The sequence below is a fragment of the Pseudomonadota bacterium genome, assembly GCA_039193195.1.
In the GTDB taxonomy this organism is placed as follows: Bacteria; Pseudomonadota; Gammaproteobacteria; order Steroidobacterales; family JBCBZW01; genus JBCBZW01.
In genome coordinates, this window is sequence record JBCCWS010000002.1 from 302,171 (window position 1) to 324,287 (window position 22,117).

Annotated in this window: 14 protein-coding genes; 5 read left to right on the forward strand and 9 right to left on the reverse strand. The window is 63.0% G+C overall.

From position 1 onward, the window contains the following. Positions 1–219 precede the first annotated feature (219 nt). A complete protein-coding gene (glmU, locus tag AAGA68_03585) occupies positions 220–1,659 on the forward strand; it encodes a bifunctional UDP-N-acetylglucosamine diphosphorylase/glucosamine-1-phosphate N-acetyltransferase GlmU (GenBank protein MEM9384116.1) in 1,440 nt (479 codons plus the stop codon). Positions 1,660–1,667: 8 nt separating this feature from the next. Further along, complete coding sequence (gene glmS, locus AAGA68_03590; protein MEM9384117.1) at positions 1,668–3,506, forward strand: glutamine--fructose-6-phosphate transaminase (isomerizing); 1,839 nt, start codon at positions 1,668–1,670, stop codon at positions 3,504–3,506. A gap of 138 nt (positions 3,507–3,644) precedes the next feature. On the opposite strand, the gene AAGA68_03595 is transcribed toward glmS, so the two are convergent. The 5 genes from AAGA68_03595 to AAGA68_03615 all read right to left on the reverse strand — a co-directional run bounded on the left by AAGA68_03595 (position 3,645) and on the right by AAGA68_03615 (position 10,432). Continuing rightward, positions 3,645–4,625, reverse strand: coding sequence for a hypothetical protein (locus AAGA68_03595; GenBank protein MEM9384118.1), 981 nt, complete (start codon positions 4,623–4,625; stop codon positions 3,645–3,647). A gap of 745 nt (positions 4,626–5,370) precedes the next feature. Next, positions 5,371–6,606, reverse strand: coding sequence for a P1 family peptidase (locus AAGA68_03600; GenBank protein MEM9384119.1), 1,236 nt, complete (start codon positions 6,604–6,606; stop codon positions 5,371–5,373). Between the two features lie 205 nt (positions 6,607–6,811). Further along, positions 6,812–7,615, reverse strand: a complete 804-nt coding sequence (locus tag AAGA68_03605; protein MEM9384120.1) for an ABC transporter permease — start codon at positions 7,613–7,615, stop codon at positions 6,812–6,814. A 65-nt stretch (positions 7,616–7,680) separates the two neighbouring features. After that, the gene (locus AAGA68_03610; GenBank protein MEM9384121.1) at positions 7,681–8,631 is read right to left on the reverse strand and encodes an ABC transporter permease; all 951 of its coding nucleotides are present in this window, start codon (positions 8,629–8,631) and stop codon (positions 7,681–7,683) included. A gap of 4 nt (positions 8,632–8,635) precedes the next feature. Then, complete coding sequence (locus AAGA68_03615; GenBank protein ID MEM9384122.1) at positions 8,636–10,432, reverse strand: ABC transporter substrate-binding protein; 1,797 nt, start codon at positions 10,430–10,432, stop codon at positions 8,636–8,638. A 137-nt stretch (positions 10,433–10,569) separates the two neighbouring features. On the opposite strand from AAGA68_03615, the gene AAGA68_03620 reads away from it, so the two are divergent. Continuing rightward, complete coding sequence (locus AAGA68_03620) at positions 10,570–11,451, forward strand: hypothetical protein (protein ID MEM9384123.1); 882 nt, start codon at positions 10,570–10,572, stop codon at positions 11,449–11,451. Here the strand turns inward: AAGA68_03620 and AAGA68_03625 are convergent. The 3 genes from AAGA68_03625 to AAGA68_03635 all read right to left on the reverse strand — a co-directional run bounded on the left by AAGA68_03625 (position 11,337) and on the right by AAGA68_03635 (position 15,499). Continuing rightward, positions 11,337–12,089 (reverse strand): hypothetical protein, encoded by a 753-nt coding sequence (locus AAGA68_03625; protein ID MEM9384124.1) that lies wholly within the window; start codon positions 12,087–12,089, stop codon positions 11,337–11,339. The two genes, AAGA68_03620 and AAGA68_03625, sit on opposite strands and share 115 nt — an antisense overlap. Positions 12,090–12,229: 140 nt before the next feature. After that, complete coding sequence (locus AAGA68_03630) at positions 12,230–13,255, reverse strand: hypothetical protein (GenBank protein ID MEM9384125.1); 1,026 nt, start codon at positions 13,253–13,255, stop codon at positions 12,230–12,232. A 171-nt stretch (positions 13,256–13,426) separates the two neighbouring features. Next, entirely contained in the window at positions 13,427–15,499 is a 2,073-nt protein-coding gene (locus AAGA68_03635; protein MEM9384126.1) for a M3 family metallopeptidase, read from the reverse strand. A 151-nt stretch (positions 15,500–15,650) separates the two neighbouring features. Between AAGA68_03635 and gorA the strand changes: the two genes are divergently transcribed. Then, the gene (gorA, locus tag AAGA68_03640) at positions 15,651–17,006 is read left to right on the forward strand and encodes a glutathione-disulfide reductase (GenBank protein ID MEM9384127.1); all 1,356 of its coding nucleotides are present in this window, start codon (positions 15,651–15,653) and stop codon (positions 17,004–17,006) included. 60 nt (positions 17,007–17,066) lie between these two features. On the opposite strand, the gene AAGA68_03645 is transcribed toward gorA, so the two are convergent. Beyond that, entirely contained in the window at positions 17,067–17,474 is a 408-nt protein-coding gene (locus tag AAGA68_03645; GenBank protein ID MEM9384128.1) for a hypothetical protein, read from the reverse strand. Positions 17,475–17,712: 238 nt separating this feature from the next. Between AAGA68_03645 and AAGA68_03650 the strand changes: the two genes are divergently transcribed. After that, entirely contained in the window at positions 17,713–22,062 is a 4,350-nt protein-coding gene (locus AAGA68_03650; protein ID MEM9384129.1) for a DEAD/DEAH box helicase, read from the forward strand. Positions 22,063–22,117 lie beyond the last annotated feature (55 nt).

Below are 22,117 nucleotides of genomic sequence, written 5' to 3' on the forward strand. Positions count from 1 at the left end.
GCCGATCGCGTCGGCGTACGCAATGAGAGAAGCTGCCGCCTGCGTACGCTCCCCTAACGCCAAATAGTGGAGAATTACTAGAATTTTCACACGGCTATTTGATGCTGTTTTCAGATGTTTTTGGTCGGAATGTAGTGCCTTGAGCACCAGTCACTGGACCGAGGGAAAAGAACTGGTCAGGCTCGCCCAAACCCGTGGGCGTATCGCCAAGGAGTTCACGTGAAACTCGACATTGTGATCCTCGCCGCCGGCAAGGGCAGACGAATGAACTCCGATCTGCCGAAGGTGCTGCAGCCACTTGCTGGCCGCCCACTGCTCGCCCACGTCATCGCCACGTGCAACCAGCTGCCGGAAGCGAGGGTTCACGTGGTCTATGGCCACGGAGGCGATGCCGTTCGCGCTGCATTCAGCGATGAGAAGAGCCTCCACTGGCACCTCCAGGCGGAGCAATTGGGCACGGGTCACGCGGTGGGTTGCGCCATGAGCACGCTCACCGATAACAATTCGTTGGTCCTGGTTCTCTACGGTGACGTCCCCCTGGTCACAGGGCCGACGCTGGAGCGACTGATCGAGCAAACCGAGCCCCGAGTCGCTGGCCATGCCTCTCCGGACGATCACGATTCCGCCGCCTCGGAGTTTCCCGTACTCACGGACGCTGTTGCTCTGCTCACGCTTCATGCAGCGGATCCGACGGGCTATGGTCGAATCGTTCGCGACCGGGGCGACCGCGTGCAGCGAATCGTCGAAGAAAAGGATGCGGATGATAGCCAACGACGCCTGCAAGAGGTCAACACGGGCGTCCTGGCCTGTCGCACCGGACTGCTCAGGCGCTGGCTGGGCCACCTGGACAACGCCAACGCCCAGGGCGAGTACTACCTGACGGACGTCATCGAGATGGCGGTGGCCGACGGCATCCCGGTCAACGCGCAGATGGTGCACGACGAAGATGAAGTGCTGGGCATCAACGACCGGATCCAACTGGCTGCCGCCGAAACCGCCCTTCGCCGCCGTACCGCCCACACCCTGATGCGAGACGGCGTGACGCTGGCGGATCCCGCCCGCCTGGACGTCCGCGGCAGCCTGCGTTGCGGACGAGACGTTCAAATTGATGTGAATTGCGTCTTCGAAGGTGAGGTCACCCTCGGCGATCGGGTAAAGGTGGGCCCAGGCGCTGTGATCAAGGACTGCACGATCGCCGCAGACAGCGTGATCGCCGCCAACAGCGTACTCGAGGGCGCGGAGGTTGCAGGTGAGTGCACCGTGGGCCCGATGGCGCGTTTACGTCCAGGCGCAGTGCTTTCGCACGGTGCCAGGGTAGGCAACTTTGTGGAAGTGAAAAAATCACTGATTGGCGCCGGCTCGAAGGTGAATCACCTGACCTACATCGGCGACGCGCGGATCGGCGCTGGCGTAAACGTGGGCTGCGGCACGGTGACCTGTAACTACGATGGTCGTGCCAAGCATAAGACGGTGATCGAGGACGGCGCCTTCGTCGGCTCGGGCACCATGCTCGTCGCCCCTGTGAAGGTGGGCGCCAAAAGCTATATCGGCTCCGGCTCCACCATTACCCGCGACACCGTGCCGGGCACGCTCACCGTCGGCCGAGCTCGCCAAACGACTGTAGAACACTGGACGCCCCCGGGCTCAACAGAGGATTAGGGCACCGTATGTGTGGAATCGTAGGAGCGGTTGCGGAGCGCAACGTCATCCCCGTCCTGGTCGAGGGCCTGCGCCGCCTCGAGTATCGTGGCTATGACTCGGCGGGCCTCGCTGTGCTCGATGAACACAGTGCGATCGCTCGTCATCGCACGGTAGGGAAGGTGCAGGCGCTGCAGGATGCGATCGACCGCGACCCGATCACGGGGACGCGCGGAATCGCCCACACACGGTGGGCGACACATGGTGCTCCCAGTGAGCCGAACGCACACCCTCACCTCTCTCGCCAGGCGGTGGCAATCGTTCACAACGGGATCATCGAGAATCATGAGGCCTTGCGTGAAGAGCTGCGTACGCTAGGTTATGAATTTAGTTCGGAAACGGATACGGAAGTGGTCGCGCACTGCGTCAACCACCAGATGTCCCAGGAACAGGATCTCTTCGCCGCTGTGCGCGCTACCGTCAGCCGCCTTGAGGGAGCTTACGCTCTCGCTGTGATGTGTCCCGAAGATCCTGACTGCCTGATCGTGGCACGCTCGGGCTGCCCTGTGGTGATCGGCGTAGGGATCGGCGAGAACTTCGTTGCTTCCGACGTGGCGGCCTTGCTCCCCGTGACCCGCCAGTTTGTGTTCCTGGAGGAGGGCGATGTCGCGCGGATTACGCAGACTGAGATTCAGGTTACCGATGCGCGCGGTGAGGCGGCCGAGCGCGCCTCCCACGAGAGCGCCCTAAGCGCTGATGCGGCGGAGAAGGGTGAGTACCGCCACTACATGCTCAAAGAGATTTATGAGCAGCCGTTGGCGATTGCGAACACCCTCGATGGTCGCATCCACGACGACCGCGTGCTCGACGGCATCTTCGGTCCGAACGCCGAGGAGGTACTTTCGCGCGTGCGCCAGGTGCACATCGTTGCGTGCGGCACCAGTTACCACGCAGGGCTTATCGCTCGCTACAATCTGGAGAAAATTGCCGGGCTACCCTGCGTTGTAGAGATCGCCAGTGAGTACCGCTACCGCGGGCCGGTCGTCAGCCCCGGGACCCTGTTCGTCAGCATCTCCCAGTCTGGTGAGACGGCGGACACGCTAGCCGCCCTACGCATGAGCAAAGAGCTTGGCTACGTGGGCTCGGTCGCCATCTGCAACTCGCCGGAGAGCGCTCTCGTGCGTGAGTCAGACCTGTCCCTGATGACCCGCGCAGGTCCAGAGATCGGTGTGGCCTCCACCAAGGCCTTCACTACTCAGCTAGCCGCCCTACACATGCTCTCTCTGGTCCTCGCTCGCCGTACCGGCAACATAGGCGAGGAAGACGAGCGTCGCTTGACCCATCTCTTGCAGCACGTCCCGCGGCAAATCGAGAACACCCTCGCCCTCGACGACCGCATCCGACTGCTGGCGGAAGAATTCGCTGAAAAGCACCATGCGCTTTTCCTAGGTCGCGGCACCCAGTTCCCGGTCGCCATGGAGGGTGCGCTCAAACTCAAGGAGATCTCCTACATCCACGCGGAGGCCTACGCAGCGGGTGAACTCAAGCACGGCCCTCTCGCGCTGGTGGACGCAGATATGCCGGTCATCGCCGTGGCTCCGGACAACGCGCTATTGGAAAAGGTGAAGTCGAATCTGATGGAAGTTCGTGCGCGGGGCGGTCGCCTCTACGTGTTCGCCGATCCCACCTCGGGTCTGGAAGACGATGAGCAAACGACGGTCATCACTCTGCCTGAAGGGGTAACGAACTCGCAGGCGCCGATGGTGTACACGATTCCTTTGCAGCTGCTCGCCTACCACGTGGCTGTGCTCAAGGGCACCGATGTGGACCAGCCTCGTAACCTTGCGAAGTCGGTCACCGTGGAATAGCGGTAGCGTCTCCCTTTCCTGAGGCGATCGGTTGAACGGTATAAGCGGGCAGTTCCCGAAGACTGTCAGGCTATTGTCCAAGGCCTCAGGCGGCACGATCCGCTGTTGGAAATCGACTGAGCCTTCTCCAACAGGCTGCTAGTGCTCGCGATCACCAATGTTCGGATCTTTGGGGATAAGCGGCTTAATGAGCTTTTTAGCAATCCCCTTCACTGATCTAAGTGGCTCACTAAGCGGGTTTCTGCTTGTCGGCGGGGCGGAGAAGTCCCTAGCTCTTAATTCTTCCCACGTCGGTGCAAATGACGTGTTGTCGCTCTTGTACCAGAGATTTCCGTACAGCTGAGTTCTCTGAGTGACTAGGTGATTGTAGTTTGCTTTCACTCCGTGCATCGTGTCGTCCGCAGGGGAGAACAGAACGATGGAGTTGTTTTTGGTCTGCAGAAACTCGGTCGTGCACCACTCCCAGGGCACCCACTGCCTTTCCGCTTTCGGGGTTGATTCCCAAAACTCTCTAACGTACTGGTAATCCGAATTCAACTTCAGATAGTGGGTGTGGTGATCATGCTTCTCACTGTCTTGGTGCGGATTGATGTTCACCATGAAGGTGGCCGCCTTGCGGCGAATATCGGGGTGCGGTGAGATCTCATATCCGTCTAAGTACTTCTGGATACCGCCATCGACATTGCAGGACGCGTACTCGATGCCAAATTTCTCAGCGATTGCCTCATTGAATGAATCCGACGCTAGAAACCTGTCCAGAGCAACGAGCATTTCGTCCTTTGGACTCAATCGCAGCGCTATTCCCGAGCTTTCACATGCAGTGTGCGAAGTAAGCGGCTCACCGTGGGAGTGCTTGCGGATGTACTCCTTGTAATCGGTTGTGCACCCAGGAAAAGAGATGACCTTGTAGTCGTTCTCGAACAACCGCGCAAACAGGTCTTCGTCGGTTTTGCACTCCCCCAATGAGATCTCTGGGGCACCCGTGATGGACTTGAAGTCTGAGTGCTCGAAGAAATTCTCGATGTAGATGTGCTTAAAGGGGTGCTCTTCGAATTCCGCATCTTTGATCTTGTCTATCAAATAAGTGAATTCCATGACCTTATCTTTGATCTCCCACATGAAGACCCCTTAGCATACTCTAACTGTCAAATTCGGACCTAGTATTCTGCTCCTTTTTTCAGAAGCTTGGTCCCGGTTCCCGCAGCACTGCGGATTCACCTCGTGCACAGACTTCAACCCATTCCCGCCCTTTGGTCGCGGGGCAGCCGGAGGGGGCTAGGAGCTCGTCGACGATGAGTCCACGCGTTGACGTGGCGCTGCTGTCCGATACAGATGTTGATCAACCGTATGACCTAGCGAAATCGATCACTGTGAATTTGCTCGAACGTACCGACCGGCCGCGTCGGTCCGTTTGCCACAGTTGACGATTTGCGCGATCACTGGGGCCTGCATTGGTGCGAGTCCGAGCGCGAATGGCGCTGGATGGCACGTACTCCTTGCTTTGCTCGCCTACTTCAGCCTAGGCATCGCGAAATGCATACCTATGAGGAAACCAGCGGCTTCCTAGCGAAGGCGCACAACTCCAGCTTACCCGTTCAATGCCTGGAGACTTGCGGAATGCTGCTGACGCTTCCGCGCGCTACCCGTGTCAAGAACGTAACGTGACCCGCCTACGCACCTAGAGCCGACTTGCGGAGATCTCATCGATTAGCTAATTCAAGGTATTCATAACGGTGCCCCTGTGTTCCTTCTACAGCATCCGACAATCGATGGTCACCGAGTTACCGGCGCTAGTAACCCGGTTGAAGCTGGTCGACGGGCAGCAACGCTTGCCATGCAGGGAGCGCAGTGTATTGGAGTTGGGTTACTTGACCCTGCCATATCTGGTAAGCACCCGAACAAGTTCGTCATGGGGCAAACGCGGAACGCGATACCGATCGGCCCCGGTCATCGTTTCCGCAGCCACCAGCGCGTTGACGACAGCCTCTTCAGTGGCTTCGACGGTGGCCACAAACACCGCAGTCAAGTGTGGGTTGGCGAGGGTCCGGACGGTCGCTGGCTGCTCATCGAACGCGACCTTGTTCGCTGTGGAGAAGGCGATGAAGATGTCGCCGGACGAGTCGCTCGCGCTGCTGCCCAGTCGTCCCAGCCCAAGTGTGACTCGCTTAGCAACTCGCTCGAGTTGGTGCGGCAGCAACGGAGCATCTGTGGCAACGACCACAATAATCGACCCGAGCTCGGGGCGGCTTGAGGCGGGCTCCTCTGATTCGCAAGGCGGCTCGACCCGTCCTTGGGGCGCATCACCCTCGTAGCAGATATCGGCGCCTCGGATCTCGCGGCCGACCGGGATGCCGGCTACTCGCAGCCAGTCGCGACGCCCGTAATTGCACTGGACGAGTACCCCGAGCGTGTAACGCCCAGCACCAACGAGGAATTGGCGCGACGCGGTCCCGATTCCTCCCTTGAACTCGTTGCAGATCATGCCCGTGCCGCCGCCGACGTTGCCTTCTGCTACCGGTCCGCCTGTGGCGGCCTCTAGCGCTGCGAAAGCGTGCTCCTTGGTCAAGTGAAATCCATTGATGTCATTCAAGCCCCCGTAGGGAGGCCAAGGGCCGTCCCACGTTTCGGCGACTACCGGCAGCGACCATGCCAACTGTCCCCCGGTCTTCTCGAGCGACCACTCGGTGACTGCATCGCGCACGACGCCGACACTGTGCGTGTTGGTGATCATGATCGGCCCAGAGAGCGTGCCGCTCTCCTCGATCCAGATCGTGCCGGTCATCTCACCGTTCCCATTCAATGCGTGATACGCAGCGTAAGCGACTGCCGCTGGGTCTTCTCCGAACGGGAGGATCGCCGTTACGCCTGTCCGCACAGGGCCCGTGCCCGCTATCAGGGCGCCTTCACCGTCGACGATGGTCCGATGGCCGACGCGCACCCCAGCGACGTCAGTAATGGCATTAAACGGGCCGGGCTGTCCGTCGAAGGGGATGCCGAGATCGCGCGCTCTCGGTTTGTCCCGTGCGTCCTGCTCGTTGCACACGCCATTCGCGGCATAACTGCCGATACCTACCAGTAGAATCAGAAGAGCGTCTCTCACTGCGGTCTCGCTTAGAAGCGTCTTTCGGGATTGACGCTAGCAGCTGCCAATTTGTGGCTCAAGATACCTAGGCGGCGCGAGATACCAGGCGAACCTAGGTAGCGGACTACTTGCCCCCATTTGCAACGCAATTCAACACGGTTACCCCAGAACGAGCAAAGTTGTAAGGTCGCGGGGTGTGAGATCCGTCGCCTAGCCACAGTAATCACTGGCCGCCCTGCGCCCGACGCGGATCTAACGCGTCCTGCAACGCATCAGCGAGCAGGCTCACGGCCAGCACCAGCCCGAACATTAGCAGGGAGGCAGTGAGCAGGTTACCGTAGTGGCCGCGGCCGACCTCGCTGGCTGCTTCACCGAGCATCAAGCCCCAGCTCATGCCGTCGCGCACGCCAAGCCCCAGGAAGCTGAGGATCACCTCGGATTTGATGGCGGCGACGAACACCAGCGTCGCCTGCACTAAGATCAGGTGAACGGTGTTCGGCAGAATGTGGCGAAGCACGAGTCGTGTCGTGCCGGCACCCAGGGCGCGCGCTGCGCTCACGTACTCGAGTTCGCGCAGCCTGAGCGCCTCTGCGCGAACATAGCGAGCGCCGGTGGTCCAGAAGGTGCTGATCATGGCCACGTGCATCGCGTAGGTGAAGTCATCGGGCAAGGCCCAGGCCACGGCGACCACCAGCAGATAGAAGGGTACGGAGTCGATTACGCCCTTCAGCCACAGGACGCTCTCGTCGATCCAGCTGCCCGCCGCAAAGCCGGCGATTCCCCCCAAAAGGGCGCCAAGTGTCATCGTTGCGGCGGTCACCACTAGACCTATTTCGAACGCCGTGCGTGTCGCGTAGAGACCTCGGGCGAAGATATCGAAGCCATTTCGATTCGTGCCTGCTGGATGCGCGGCGCTCGGACCTTCAAAGGGCGATCCCGTGATCAGGGCCCAACTCTCGCCCAACGCGCCGAGGCCCACGAGCAAGGCCACCACGGCGTACGCCACCACCACCGAGAGGCTGCCCATTGCCAGCGGGTCCCGCCGAAGTGTCGTCCACGGGGAGGTGCTACCTGCGATGGCCTGGGCGTCGCTCACCGAAGGGTCACGCGTGGGTCGAAGGTGGCGTAGGCCGCGTCGGCTAGCGTCTGCACCAACACGAAGGCAACGGCGGTCAGCGCGACCACCGCATTGAGCACGGGCTGATCGCCGCTATGGATCGCGTCGTGGGTGGCCTCGCCGATCCCGGGTATGCCGAAGTACTGCTCCAGCACGAGACTGCCGCTGATCACTACCAGCGGGATCGAGAACACGACGCGGGTGACGATCGGGATAGCGCAGTTGCGCAGGGCGTCGGCGGTGAGCACGCGGCTGGGGCTGGCGCCGTAGGCCCGGGCCGTACGCACGTAGTCTCGAGAGAGCTCCTCCACCAACACGGCTCGATAGAATCGCGCGTTGTAACCCACAGTGACGAACACGAGTGCTAGCGTGGGGACAGTGACGTAATACAAATAGTCGCCAATGCTATCCACGATCCACCCTTGGACGGGGAACAGGTTAAGACCTTGCCGAGAGGAGAAGACCAGCTGAGCGAAGATCACTACGATCAGAAAGCTCACGCTCATGGCGCCGACCGCAGCCCCCATGAGTGCACGATCGGGCCACCGACCGCGATATCGCGCTGCGACTAACGCTACACCTAGGCCTAGCAGATTGCCCACAAGAAACCCCGGCAGTACCAGCTCGACCGACACGGGCACCGTGCGCCTGAGAATGGCAGCTACCGGCTCGCCGTGAATCGAGGTACCGAGATCTAGGCGCACCAGATCCCCAAGGTAGCTGGCATAGCGGGTGAATAGAGGCCGGTCGTAGCCGAGCGAGTGGCGCAGCGCCTCAATTTCCTCAACCGTAGGGTTCTTTCCCGCTAGCACGAGCGACATGTCGGGTCCAAAGAACACCATGAGGAGGAAGCTCAGGAACGTCACCCCCACCAACAGGGGAACGCTCGCAATCAGCCGACGCAGGAGAAAGACTCCTAGCCTCACGTACTCATTCGCCGAGTGCAGCGCGCGGGCGCGGGGTACCGAGGCTCACATACTTGAGGGAGAAGCCGCCAACGATGTTGCGGTCAGGAAAGTAGATCACCTCGTCATGCCACATGAGTAGTTGCGTGCGTGCAACGCCGGCGATGACAGCGCAGTCGTCCATCAGCATCTGATTCATCTCGCGAAAGATGGCAGTGCGTTGAGGCCCAGCTTCCATCGTGGAGGCAAGTTCGTAGAGTGCGTCGTAGTGATCGTTAGCGTAGTTCGCGTCGTTGGAGCCTGGCGCCCGGTTCGGGCCGTAGTAGGCTTGCAGCATGTTCTCAGCGTCCGGGTAGTCCAGGGACCAGGACTTGAAGGACATCATTAGCTCGCCGCTGCGAATGGCATTCGCAAAGTCCGCGAAGCTCCCGAATCTCTTAGGTAATACCTTGCTTAGCGGGAAGCCGATCTCGGCCACCCAAGCACGAAACTGCTCGAAGTATTGCTGCTGTGTGCTGGTGCCGTTGAAGCCGTAGACGATCTCTGGGAGATTGTCCTCGTGCCAATCACCTTGGCGAAGATACTCGCCGGCGCGTTCCGAGTCTCGCGTCGCGTAGGCGAGGCTCGCAGTCGGGTCGAACTCTGGAACAGTGGGTGGCAACACGCCCGAGAAAATCTCCGCCGTGCCATCGAAGTACGCTTCATTGCGCGCTTGCCAATCGTACGCATTCACTAACGCACAGCGAAGTAGGCGGTTGCGTGCCTCACGTGCAGGATCCGCGTGATAGCCGATCTCGTCAAAATCGAAGTTGAAGGTGTGGTAAATGACCTCCGGTGCTGGCGTATTTAGCGCCCGGTACTCCAGCAGGCGGCCGTCGATGATCTCGCCGTCGCGATAAGCCTCTTCGATAGCGTCACGCGACGCGCGCGCGTAGTGCACCTCGTTGCCCTTTCGGAATGAGTTCCAGCGGGCCTGGTCTTCGGCGATGAACCAGATCTCTAGTCGGTCGATGAACGGTGGCGCCAGCCCCTCGATCGCCTCTAACCCGTACGCGCTGTGCAGCGTCTCGTCATACCCCTCGGTGTCCAGATGGACGGGTTCTTCACGGTAGGTAGGGTTGGCGAGGAGTACGGCTCGCTGAGCGTCGATGGATTCCAGTGTGAAGGGCCCGGAACCCACAGGGTGCACGCCGATTTGCTCGCCGTAGTAGTTCACGGCCTCCCGCGCCATCACGGCGGAGAACCCCTGAGCAAGCGTGTGCGTGAGCTGAGGGAATCGTTTGCTTAGGTGGATGCGCAACGTGTAGCGATCGACTGACTCTAAGCGGTCAACACGACCGCGCCAGAGCCAATCGCCCTGGGAGTTCGTGTCGGGGTCTAGTTGGCGCTCGATTGAGTAGACCACGTCTGCGGCGGTGACTTCGCGCCCCTTGCCGTCGGCGAAGGCAGGGTCGTCGATGAAGTGCACGCCCTCGCGAATACGAATCGTGTAGGTCAGGCCATCGTCGGAGACCTCAGGCATTGCCGTCGCCAGGTTCGGCTTCAGCTGGTAAGGGCGCGCCAGATAGCGATAGGCGTAGAGCGTGTCGAAGAGGTTGAGAACCAGATGGTTGGCATAAACCGTTGCGGCGCGGGCCGGATCGACATTGTCGACCTTGTTGTCGAGCGCGTGACGGTAGATCCGCAGATCACTCTCTGTTGGCGCTTCGCTACAGGCACCGAGCCATGCGCAGGCGACCGCAAGTGCAGCCAGCACGGTGACTCGGCGGCGTCGGCCCCAGGCGGACCGTGGGGACTGCCCAAGGGTGGTGTCGGCAGGCATGCAACTCGTTACAAGGCGAGAATTAGGAGCAGGTTAATCAATGCGCGGATGGCGAACAAGCACGCCAGGGCGCATCGCGGTACCGTTGCAAGGCATCCGGCTGACACCTGTGCTTCGACATGGAGAGGACCACGGTCTTGACGCGAGAACCTACGGCATTGGAACCGACCGCACCGCTGCTCAGGCGTGGGCTACTCAGTGCTGCCCTGCTCGCCGTGCTGGCCCTATCGATTTCGGGTGTACTCGATCGCCCCGCAGGGCGCTACGCGGAGGCTGCGCTGGCGCGCGCGATGGTGACCTACGGCGTGGCGAGGAGTCTGAATGGCGTGATCTCCGTGGTGCAAGAGACGGAGGTGGCCTTGCAGCCAGCGGGGGTGGGGGTGACCCTGGCACCGGGTCAGTTGCTCGATCCAGTCAATGATCTCATCGAGCGATTCTCCTGGGTGATGCTCGCGAGCGGCGTAGCCCTCGGCATCGAGTCGGCGCTGTTGCGCATGGCCGCGTGGTGGCCCTTCGACCTAACGGTAGGGTTCGCCATCGCCCTGTTGCTCCTGGGCGTGTGGAAACCGAGCCTGGGCGCCCAACGGACTCGAGCCGTCGTGCAGCGGATCGCCCTCACGTTGCTCTTTACTCGCCTGGTCGTTCCTGCATTGCTGTTGGTCACCAGCGGTATCTCCGGCCTGTTCCTGCAGGCAGAGCAGGAACAGGCGACGCAAGTTCTGATGGATACGGCAGACGAGGTGGCTGTGCTGGCTCAGGAGGTGGAAGCCCAGGCCCATCCACCGACACCGCGGGACGAGTCTCTCCTCGAACGCCTCGGCAATTACGTGGGTGAGCGCTTTGCATCGCTCGACGTGGGGCAACGGATCGAGCGCGCCCGAGCGGTCCTCGGGGGGGCTGCCGCTCAGGTGGTCACGCTGACGGCGAGCTTCCTGTTGGAGACGGTGCTCATTCCTATCGTGCTGCTTTGGATCGCCTGGCGTGCCTTGTGTTGGAGCTTCATGCCTCTGCGCCGATAGGTCTGTGCGCGCCGCAGACCGAGCAGCCCTGCGAAGGCGCTGCCGAGCAGGGCCAGATTGCCCGGTAGGGGCACAGCGGCGATCTCCTGACCCACGTTCAAGGCGCCGTAGCTAGCTGTCGCGCCGCCGATCCATTCAAAGTCCGCGGGTGCACGTCCGCGACCCACCAGCTGCAAGGAGGTGCCGATCGCTGCGTCAGTGCCCTCGGCGACGCCGATATCCACGCTCAGCATCGTTGCCGCCGGGCCGTCCGTGGCGCTGAAACTCCCTTCGTAGCTCAGAAACTGCACCACCGTGGCGTCCGGGGCCACGAGGGCGATCCCATCGGGGCCGTTCTGCAGACCTGAAACTGCGAAGAACACGGTTCCGACGCCGTCACTCTGCGCCTCGACGACGCCTTCGAGGACGATGGTCTCGTATACCGCCCCGTTGCTGCCGTTGTAGAGGGCGAGGGTCCAGTCCGCGAGGGATGTGCCGGCGGCGGCGAGCAGCTCCACGCCCTCGCCTTCGTCGCCGCCGGCGTTGTCGTAATGCAGCTCGTTGATGAAGGGCAAACTGGCGGCGGTTGCGCCGCTGGCCAGAAGGCCGAGCACTGGCGAGAGCAAAGAGGGTGCGATCCAACGGCTGTTGACTGACATGGGCGAACTCCATGGGTGGTGATCGGGTAAATGTCAGTTTGCGTGAGGGGCTCGGCGACTCGAGTCCACGAAAGTCGTGCCGTTGGGGAGAAAGTCGATGCGGACGTCCGAGTGCTGAGGAATGTCGCTTAGCGAACGTTCTAGGTGGCTGCGCGCTTGTTGTGTTCGGCATCGCTGGTGAGCATCTCGCGCAGGCGCTTCACGGCTAAGCGATTAGTCTCCTCCAGTGATTCCTCATCGGAGGTGACCAACGGTGGCTTACGACGCAGCAGCTCCCAGCTGTCGTTTTGCAGGACCTTCTGCAGGAAGCGCGCGTTCTTCACGATAGCATCGAGATAGGGATTCTCACCGTCGAACCACGCCTCGAACAGGTGGTAGGAGCGGTTGAACTCGCTATTCAAGCGATCGCGGAAGATCTGCTCGAAGAACTTCGGAGTTTCCTTGAGCAGGTCGTGGCCAGAGCGGAACTGCATGGCCGCGCCGTCCTTACCATCGCCGACTAGGCCGCCGAGGACAAACTCTGGGAACAGGCGATCACGACACTTCTCTAGGTAGCAGCGGTCAGCCATCTGCGCCATGAGATCCGCGGTGCCCAGGAGATTGCCGACCACTCGGAATCGGGGATCGGTGAACGCATCATCGTCCGGTGTCGCCTCGTAGCCCGTCATGTGAACGATGTAGTTGGCGGCCACGGCGTACTCGGCGAGGCCGACCCCCACCAGATAGCCCTCGACGAACTGGGCGCCGCGTGAGACGTGGGTGGTGGTGTACTCGGCCCCTGAGGTGCCGCGGTCACCGGCGCGCAGGATGTAGCCTGAGTCATGGAACAGGGCGCAGGTGACCCCGACCATCGCCAGACGACTGCCGAAGCACTCCTCCCCTTTGTGCGTGCGATCGTGTCCACCGATGAGCCGCGCCATGGCGAGGGTCATGTCGAGCGTATGCTGCATGTCGTGGTAGACGGTCTTGCAGCCCCGGTAGCCGGCGACCTCGCCGCGGAAGATCTGTTCGAAGTCGTCGAAGGCTCGCGTGAGCAAGCTCAGATCGCTGTGCGGATAGAGCTCTTGGAGGATCTGGCTGACGGCCGTACGAACGGCTGGGGCCGAACTCACCTTGACGGTGCCGGTCACGTCCATTTCGTTGCCGAATTGCCTGGGTGTATCCAACGAGAGTCCTGAGGTGTGCCGCTGCGCTGAGGTGGACCCGTTCGGCGCGAAAGTCTATGTAACCACGAAGCCTACGATCCGCTTTCTGGTGAAACTGTGTGCTCTGTCACAGTTTCACCGCACCTGGGGGATGGTGCGCAAGTGTGGTTCGGCTCAAATACAGGCCTTTCCCTAGTTGGCGAGCCCGCTGTGGCGCAGCAAGGCATCAGCCGTAGGCGGTCGTCCACGAAAGCCGACAAAGGCCTCCATCGCGTCGCGGGTACCGCCAACCTCTAGCACGTTTTCCAGCCAGCGTTGACCCGTGGGCACGTTTAACACCCCTTCCTCCTCGAAGGCCGAGTAGGCGTCGGCGGAGAGTACTTCGGCCCATTTGTAGCTGTAGTAGCCGGCTGCGTAGCCGCCCGCGAAGATATGGGAGAAGCTGCAGGGGAAGCGGTTGAAATCCGGTACGGGCACAACCGAAACGGCATCGCGTACAGCGCTCAAGGTGCGGCCGATAGAGCGCTCCTCTTCGCCATTGTTGGGCGCTGCCTGCGCATGCAAGCGCATGTCGAACAGGGCGAACTCTAGCTGGCGAAGCATCGCCATGCCGGCATTGAAGGTGCGTGAGGCGATCAGACGATCGAGCAACTCCTCGGTCAAGGGCTCTCCGGTCTCGACGTGTCCACTGATCATCCCAATCACCTCGCGATCCCACACGAAGTTCTCGAGAAACTGACTCGGTAGCTCCACAGCATCCCACGGCACGCCGTTGATGCCGGAGTGGCTGGGGTAGGCGACCCGGGTCATCATGTGGTGCAGGGAGTGGCCGAACTCGTGGAATAGGGTGAGCACTTCGCTGTGGGACAGCTGCGCTGGCTGGTCGCCGTTCGGCGGGGTGAAGTTGCAGACGAGGTAGGCGACGGGTAGCTCCGTGTGGCCCTCCAGCTCCGCGCGCACCACGCAGGTGTCCATCCAGGCGCCGCTGCGCTTGTCGGGGCGCACGAATAGGTCGACGTAGAAACCGCCCCGCGCCTTGCCGTCGGCATCTTCCAGCACGTAGTAGCGGGCGTCCTCGTGCCAGCAGCGCACCCTCGGATCGTGGCGTATGCGTATGTCGAACAGCTTGCCGACCAGATCGAACATACCCTGCACCACCCTCTCCAGCGGGAAGTAGGGGCGCAGGATTTCATCGCTGATGTCGAATCGTTGACGACGCACCTGTTCCGCCACCCAGGCGACGTCCCAAGCCTCGAGTGTGCGCCCGGCGTGGGTTTCCAGAGAGCGGAACTCGCTGCGCCCGGCAGGCAGGCTTCGGGCGGCCAGGTCCTCAAGGAAGTCGATGACCTGATCAACCGTGTCGGCCATTTTGGTAGCGAGGGAGTAATCGGCAAAGGTGTCGAAGCCGGTGATCGATGCGATCTCGCTACGCAGGCGGAGGATCTTCCCCATAAGTGGAGTGTTGTCCCACTGACCAGCGTGCGGACCCGCGTCCGAAGCTCGTGTCGACCAGGCTTCGTAGAAGAGCTTGCGCAGCGCCTCGCTATTGGCGTGTTTGACGATAGTCTGGTAGGTGGGCAGGTCGAGTACGAAGCGCCACCCGGGTCCGTCACTGGCGGCCGCTGCCTGCTCCGCTGCGCGGGTGATTGCGTGTGCCGGTAGACCGTCTAGCTCACGCTCGTCAGTGACCACGTGGAAGAACGTGTTGGTGGCGTCCAGCACGTTTTCTTCGAAGCGCGACTGGGCAGCGGTGAGATCCCGCATCAGATCGCTGAAGCGGGCTTTGCTGGCCGCGGGCAGGTCCACGCCGCTCAGGTGGAAATCGCGCACCGCGTCCTCCACTAAGCGATGTTGATCGCTGGCTAGAACACCGCCCTCGGCGCGATCACGCTCCAGCACCTCCTTGTAGAGCGTGCAGAGCGCTACGTTCTGCTGCAGCTCGGTCTCGTAGGCCGTGAGCTTTGCGAGGCATGCGTTGTAGGCTGCGCGCATGGCGGAGGTGTTCATCACCGCGTTCAGGTGGCTTATCGGCGACCAGACGCGGCCGAGCTGTTGCCGCGCCCTCTCCAGGGGCACTACTACCCGCGCGAACAGCGTGCGCGCGTCATCGCCCGTCGGGTTCAAGGTTTCAAGTTCAGCAATCAGCGAACGGTTGCGCTGAAGTTGGTGATCTACTGCCGGAATCGCGTGCTCCGCCTCGATACGCTGAAAGTCGGGCAAGGCGTCGATTTGCAGCAGCGGGTTCGCTTGGGGACTGGTGGTCATGCTCTGCGCCTATCGTTGTGATCACGCGCGCACGCGGGGATGGGTGTAGGCTGTTGCGCCTTCGATTGGTCCGACCTAACCCACGCAGTGTAGCGCGCCACCTATCGCTTGGCGCCTAGGTGTCGGCAAAACATTCTCGGAGAACAAATTCATGACGGCGGAAACCTACGATCTGATCGTTATTGGCGGCGGCAGCGGGGGTCTGGCCTGTGCCCAGCGCGCGGCGCGCCGAGGTGCTCGCGTTGTGGCCATCGAGGGTGGGCGGCTCGGCGGTACCTGCGTCAACGTTGGCTGCGTGCCGAAAAAAGTCATGTGGCACGCATCCGACCTCGCTCATCAGCTACACGAATCTGCCGGCTACGGCTTTTCCGTCGACAGTCTGACCCACGATTGGGCTGCGCTGAAGACTGGTCGTGACGCCTACGTGACGCGCCTCAACGGCATCTACGCCAACAATTTGGCGAAGTTGGAGATTGAGACGGTCAACGGTTGGGGACGGCTGATCGATGCGCGCACGGTGGAGGCCGCAGGCCGGACCTTCACCGCGCCGCACATTGTATTGGCCACCGGTGGACGGCCGCGCGTGCCGACGATCCCGGGGGCCGAGTTGGGCATTACGTCCGACGGATTCTTCGAGCTGACCGAACGCCCTCAGCGCGTCGTGGTCGCGGGCTCCGGCTACATCGCCGTGGAACTTGCCGGGGTGCTCGCGGGCCTCGGTAGCCAGGTGAGCTTGATGGTGCGCTACGACGGTGTACTGCGCGAATTCGACCCGTTGATCCGCGAGCACCTGGCGGATGAGTTGCGCCGCGCGGGGGTCGAGCTATGCACCCACAGCGCTGTCCAACGGGTGAGCGCTGACGCGAACGGCAAACGAACGGTCACGGTCTCCGACGGCAGTCAGGTGGAGGGTGTCGATTGCCTGCTATGGGCCATCGGCCGCGAACCGCTAGTTGATGGCCTCGGTCTGGAGGCGGCCGGTATCGAGACTGGCGAGGCAGGGGTGATCCTCACTGACGCCTACCAGAACACCAACGTCGAGGGCATCTACGCGATCGGTGACGTGAGCGGTCGGGTGGAGCTTACGCCGGTGGCGATTGCCGCGGGCCGTCGCTTGGCGGACAGGGTTTTCGGCAACATGCCGGAGCGCAAGCTCGACTACGAAAACATCGCCACCGTCGTCTTCTCGCACCCACCGATCGGCACCGTCGGCTTGACCGAGGTGGAAGCGCACGCGCGCTGTGGAGAGGAGAATGTGAAGGTCTACAAGGCTGTGTTCACGCCTATGTTCAACCACCTCACGGACACCAAGCCGAAGACCGCGATGAAGCTCGTTACCGTCGGTGAGCAAGAGAGGGTGGTGGGCGTGCATGTGATCGGGCCGGGAGCCGACGAGATGATGCAGGGGTTTGCCGTGGCCGTGCGCATGGGGGCGACCAAGCGGGACTTCGACGATACGGTAGCCATCCACCCGACAGCCGCGGAAGAGCTGGTCACGATGACCTAGGGAACCGGGTGGCGGGATGGCGAGGCGCGGGCTCCGTGGCGAACCCGCGCCCGGCGCGACTTAGCTTCCCTGGTACTGGAGCACCAGATCGGTGACCAGGAAGTCGTCGAGGTTGCCGTCGGTCTCGCCGGTGCGGGTGCGACTCTCAATGCTGATCGTGTTGGTGCCGTCCTTGATCAAACCCGCGGGAAGGATCACCAGCTGAGTCTTCCACTCGCGCTCGACGCTGCGGGCGATGGCGCGCTCGACCACCTGGCCGTTGATGGCGAGGACGTTGGTGCGGAAGTTCACGTTGAAGCTGCGGAACATCAGCAGCGCCTGCGCGCCCGCATCGATCCCACTCACCTCGAACTCGGTGCTGTGGGCATTGCCCACGAAGGCGGCGGTGGGATCTTCCTTCTCGAACATCCCCTCGTGATCGCCGAAGTGATGGCTCGCCGTCGTGATCACGGTGAATGAACTGGACATCTGGGCTCTCTCCTTGTCGGCCGGATTCGCGTGTATTTCCCGTCGCGCTGCACCCGCGCACGCGCAGCGCACTGCTGTCGGCGCCCCGCACGGGCATGCTCGATCCTGCAATGTACCATCAGCGGCGGTGGCCTTGCCCACCCGTCGTCCGTCGGCAGCGGCCAGTCGTTGCACTTCCGTCCGCTAGCGCTACACTCGCTCACTGGATATTTGCACAGGACTCGTGCGTCGCCCTGTCATGGCATTGGAGCGCTTTCATCCGGCCATCGCCGCTTGGTTCAAGCAGGCGCTTGGTCCCCCCACGCAGGTGCAGTCCCAGGCCTGGGACGCCTTGGCGGGAGCCGAGCGTCGCCATCTTCTGGTGGCCGCGCCCACGGGCTCAGGTAAGACGCTGGCGGCGTTCCTGAGCGCCATCGACGGGCTCTTGCGTGAGTCCCTAGCTCTGGATCTGCCGGATGAGTGCCGGGTGCTCTACGTCTCCCCGCTCAAGGCCTTATCCAACGATGTGCGCAAGAACTTGCAGCATCCTCTGCTCGGCATCGACGAGCAGCTGGCCGGGCAACTCGCCGGAGGCGCGGGAATTCGCGCCGCGGTGCGCACGGGCGATACGCCCCAGGCGGACCGGCAGCGCATGAGCCGCCAACCGCCGCATATTCTGGTGACCACGCCGGAGTCCCTGTACCTCTTACTGACCGGCGAGTCAGGCCGCCGTCTGCTGCGGCCCGTGCGCACGGTCATCGTCGATGAGATTCACTCGCTGGTGCCGAACAAGCGCGGCGCCCACCTCGCGGTGAGCCTGGAGCGTTTGGCACGGGTGACGGCGCAGCCGTTTACCCGCATTGGCCTGTCGGCTACGCAGAAGCCGATCGAGGAGGTCGCCCGCTACCTGGTGGGGAATCGGCGCGAACCCTGCACGATCGTCGATGCGGGCCACGCTCGGGCGATGGACCTCGCTCTTGAGCTGCCGCCCTCGCCGTTGGCGACGATCATGGCCAACGAGGTGTTCGAGGAGGTCTACGACCGTCTGGCCGAATTGATCCAAACTCATCGCACCACCCTGATTTTCGTCAACACGCGGCGCCTGTGCGAACGCGCCGCTCGCCACCTCGCCGATCGTCTCGGTGAGCCGGCCGTCACCTCCCATCACGGCAGTCTGGCACGGGTCCAGCGCCTGGCCGCCGAGCAGCGTTTGAAGGCGGGCGAACTACGAGCCCTGGTGGCCACTGCATCGCTCGAGCTCGGGATCGATGTCGGCGAGGTGGACCTGGTATGCCAGCTGGGTTCGCCGCGGCGTATCGCCACCTTCCTGCAGCGTGTGGGGCGCTCCGGTCACGCCGTGCGGGCAACGCCGAAGGGGCGACTGTTCCCGCTCTCCACCGATGAGTTGGTGGAGAGCGTCGCTTTGCTCAACGCCGTACGTGCTGGGGAGCTTGATGCGCTCGAGTCCCTGGCACCGCCCCTCGACGTGCTCGCCCAGCAGGTGGTGGCCGAGGTTGCGGCGGGCGATTGCACGGAGGACGAACTCTACGCTTGTGTCTGCGCTGCGTGGCCCTTCCGTACGGTGCGGCGTGAGGACTTCGATGCGGTGGTGCGCATGCTTGGCCGCGGCTTCATTACCCGTCGTGGTCGTCGTGGTGCGCATCTGCACCACGACGCGGTGGGGGGCGTCCTGCGGGCCCGTCGCGGTGCGCGCCTTTACGCCCTGACCAACGGCGGTACCATCCCCGATCAGTTCGACTACGATGTCATGCTCCTACCAGAGGAGACTCGAATCGGCACGCTCGGCGAGGACTTCGCCTTCGAGAGCGTGCCCGGCGATGTGTTTCAACTCGGCAATGCCTCCTACCGGGTGATCCGATCCGTCGAGGGCAAGGTGTACGTGGAAGATGCGCACGGCGCCCCGCCCAGTATTCCGTTTTGGTTTGGCGAAGCGCCTGCGCGTAGCCATGAGCTATCGCAATACGTAGGTGATTTGCGCGCCCAAGTTGAGCGCTGGTTACTAGGCGGGAGTGAAGCGGCAGCGGTGGAGCAGGCAGCTGCCCTCTGGGCGTTGGATCGCGCTGCTGCTCAGCAGCTAATAGATTTTCTGGCTGGTACGCACGCTGCCCTGGGGGCCCTGCCTGTGGCAAAGCGCCTTGTGCTAGAACGCTTTTTCGACGACTCTGGCGACATGCACCTAGTGCTGCACACGGGGCTTGGTGCCCGTCTAAACCGAGCCTGGGGGCTGGCGCTGCGCAAGCGCTTCTGTCGCAAGTTCAACTTCGAGCTGCAGGCGGCGGCTCTCGAGGAGTCGCTCGTGCTCTCGCTCGGGCCGACCCACAGCTTCGCGCTGGACGAGGTAGTGCGCTACGTCCACCCAGACGAGGCTCGCCGCGTGCTCGTGCAGGCGCTGCTCGATGCGCCGATGTTCCCAGCGCGTTGGCGTTGGTGTGCCACCACGGCGCTCGCCATTCGGCGTACGAGCAACGGTCGGCGGGTCCCCGCTCAAGTGCAGCGCAACGAGGCGGAAGACCTCATCGCTTTGGTGTTCCCCGATCAGCTTGCGTGCCTCGAGAACCTCTCCGGTCCACGCGACGTCCCCGATCACCCGCTCGTCACCCAGGCCGTCGATGATTGCTTGCACGAGCACATGGACATCACCCGCCTGGAGGGCGTGTTGCGCGAGGTGTTCGACGGCGAGTTCGAAATCGTCACCCGCGACACGGCGGCCCCTTCGCCGATGGCGCAGGCCGTGGTCGCTGCCCGCCCCTACGCTTTTCTCGACGACGCACCGGCCGAGGAACGGCGCACACGAGCGGTGTCCGCCCGCCCCCGTGGCCTGGGCGCCAACGCGGTGCCGCCGCAGCTGGATGCGACCATCGTGGCGCGGGTGGCGAATGAGCGGGCCCCGCGGTTGCGCGACGCGGAGGAGGTGCACGATGCCCTGCTGGTGCACGCGTACCTCGTGCCGAGCGATGGCGCGGCCGGCGAGAGTCCGGCGCACGCGGCGCGTGTCGAGGTATGGATGGGGGAACTGATGGCAGCGGGCCGCGCCACGTGCTTTACGCCGCCTGGTGGGCATGACCTGTGGGTGGCGGCGGAGCGCCTAGGCGAGTTCCAAGCTGTGTTCTCTGCCGGGTGCGTTGCGCCTTCCATCGAGGCGCTGTCTTTGCTCGATGAGGAACTGAGCGATCCTGGGCGAGCCCTACGTGAGATCGTCCGTGGACGGCTGGAACTGGCGGGTCCCGTATCCGCCGGCGAGCTGGCGGAAGCGTTAGGCCTCACGGTAGAGGCAATCGCCCTGCCCCTGCTTGCGCTGGAGGGTGAGGGATTCGTGATCCGGGGGCACTTTCCGCCGGCACCTGGGGAACGGTGGTGTGAGCGCAGAGCCCTGGCGCGCATGCAGCGAGAGTGTACGCGGGCCCAGCGGGCGCGCGTGGAGCCCGCATCCCCGGCGCAGTTCATGCAGTTCCTGATGCGTTGGCATGGCTTGGCTGGTGTGGAGGGTAGGGGCGGCACCGGCGTTGACGGCGTGGCGGCAGTGCTGACGCGCCTAGAGGGCTATGCGGCACCCGCCGGCGCGCTGGAGCCACGCCTGTTAGCTGATCGCGTTCACGCCTATCAGCCGGAGCTACTCGATCAGCTTTGTGCGGCAGGGCGCTACACCTGGTTGCGTCCCCCGAGGTCTGCGGGCGAGGCCCTGCGGCGACCCGTGCGCCATACGGCTATCGCCCTGGTCGCGCGCAAGCACCTGCGCGCCTGGCGTCTGTTCGCGGCGACGCCTGAGCCGTTGCCGACAGGCGATGAGGAAGCGGCGGTCGTAGTGCGCGCCGTGCACGCGGCCCTGCGCTGTGAAGGCGCTCTGTTCTTCGACGATTTGGTAGACGCTACGGAACTGCCCGCACATAAGGTGCACCGGGCCCTGGCGCGCTTAGTGGCTGGGGGGCTAGCAAGCTCGGATACCTTCGCCGGTCTACGCGCGTTGCTGCGTCCCATGGCGCGCCCGAACGGCGAGCGGGCCGCGCGGGCGGGCCGCCAGGGGGTGTCTCGCCAAGCGAGCCGCACGCAGCGTGCGTTGGTGGATGCGGGCCGCTGGTCCTTGCTGCGCCATCCGGGGGGGCCTACTGAGGCGGGCGGCGATCGTGCCGACGACGTGCAGGCGGCTGCCCGCGCCCGCGAGCAACGTGAGCAGGCAGTGGAGACGGTGGCCTGGGCGCTGCTCAACCGCTACGGGATCATCAGTCGTTGTCTCTTAGCGCGCGAACGCATGGCGCCTCCGTGGCGTGAGTTGATGCGTGTCTACTGGCGACTGGAGGCGGCTGGCCAGGTACATGGTGGACGTTTCATCAGCGCCCTCAGCGGCGAGCAGTTCGCTTTGCCGGAGGCGGCGACTGCGCTGCGGGAAGTCTGCCGATCCGCCGCGACCGCGGGCGCTCGGGTAGCCACCGCTGATCCGCTCAATCTCCACGGTATCGTGCTGCCGGGCCCGCGTGTTCCAAGTCGTTTGGGTCACGAGGTGCCTGTGATCGACTCGCCGCCGCCGCCCTCGCCCCCCTCCTCGGCCGATGCGGCGGATCAGGTGGCCGAGTGGGTAGTGATCACTCACTAGGGGGCGCCGCGTTTTCGCTGCGTCCAACTCGTGTGCGATCCTGATCCCCTGGTGC

Coding starts and splice junctions, on each gene's coding strand:
- glmS (MEM9384117.1), top strand. CDS start 1,668: ATGTGTGGAATCGTAGGAGCGGTTGCGGAGCGCAACGTCATCCCCGTC.
- AAGA68_03595 (MEM9384118.1), bottom strand. CDS start 4,625: ATGTGGGAGATCAAAGATAAGGTCATGGAATTCACTTATTTGATAGAC.
- AAGA68_03605 (MEM9384120.1), bottom strand. CDS start 7,615: ATGGGCAGCCTCTCGGTGGTGGTGGCGTACGCCGTGGTGGCCTTGCTC.
- AAGA68_03615 (MEM9384122.1), bottom strand. CDS start 10,432: ATGCCTGCCGACACCACCCTTGGGCAGTCCCCACGGTCCGCCTGGGGC.
- AAGA68_03625 (MEM9384124.1), bottom strand. CDS start 12,089: ATGTCAGTCAACAGCCGTTGGATCGCACCCTCTTTGCTCTCGCCAGTG.
- AAGA68_03635 (MEM9384126.1), bottom strand. CDS start 15,499: ATGACCACCAGTCCCCAAGCGAACCCGCTGCTGCAAATCGACGCCTTG.
- gorA (MEM9384127.1), top strand. CDS start 15,651: ATGACGGCGGAAACCTACGATCTGATCGTTATTGGCGGCGGCAGCGGG.
- AAGA68_03645 (MEM9384128.1), bottom strand. CDS start 17,474: ATGTCCAGTTCATTCACCGTGATCACGACGGCGAGCCATCACTTCGGC.
- AAGA68_03650 (MEM9384129.1), top strand. CDS start 17,713: ATGGCATTGGAGCGCTTTCATCCGGCCATCGCCGCTTGGTTCAAGCAG.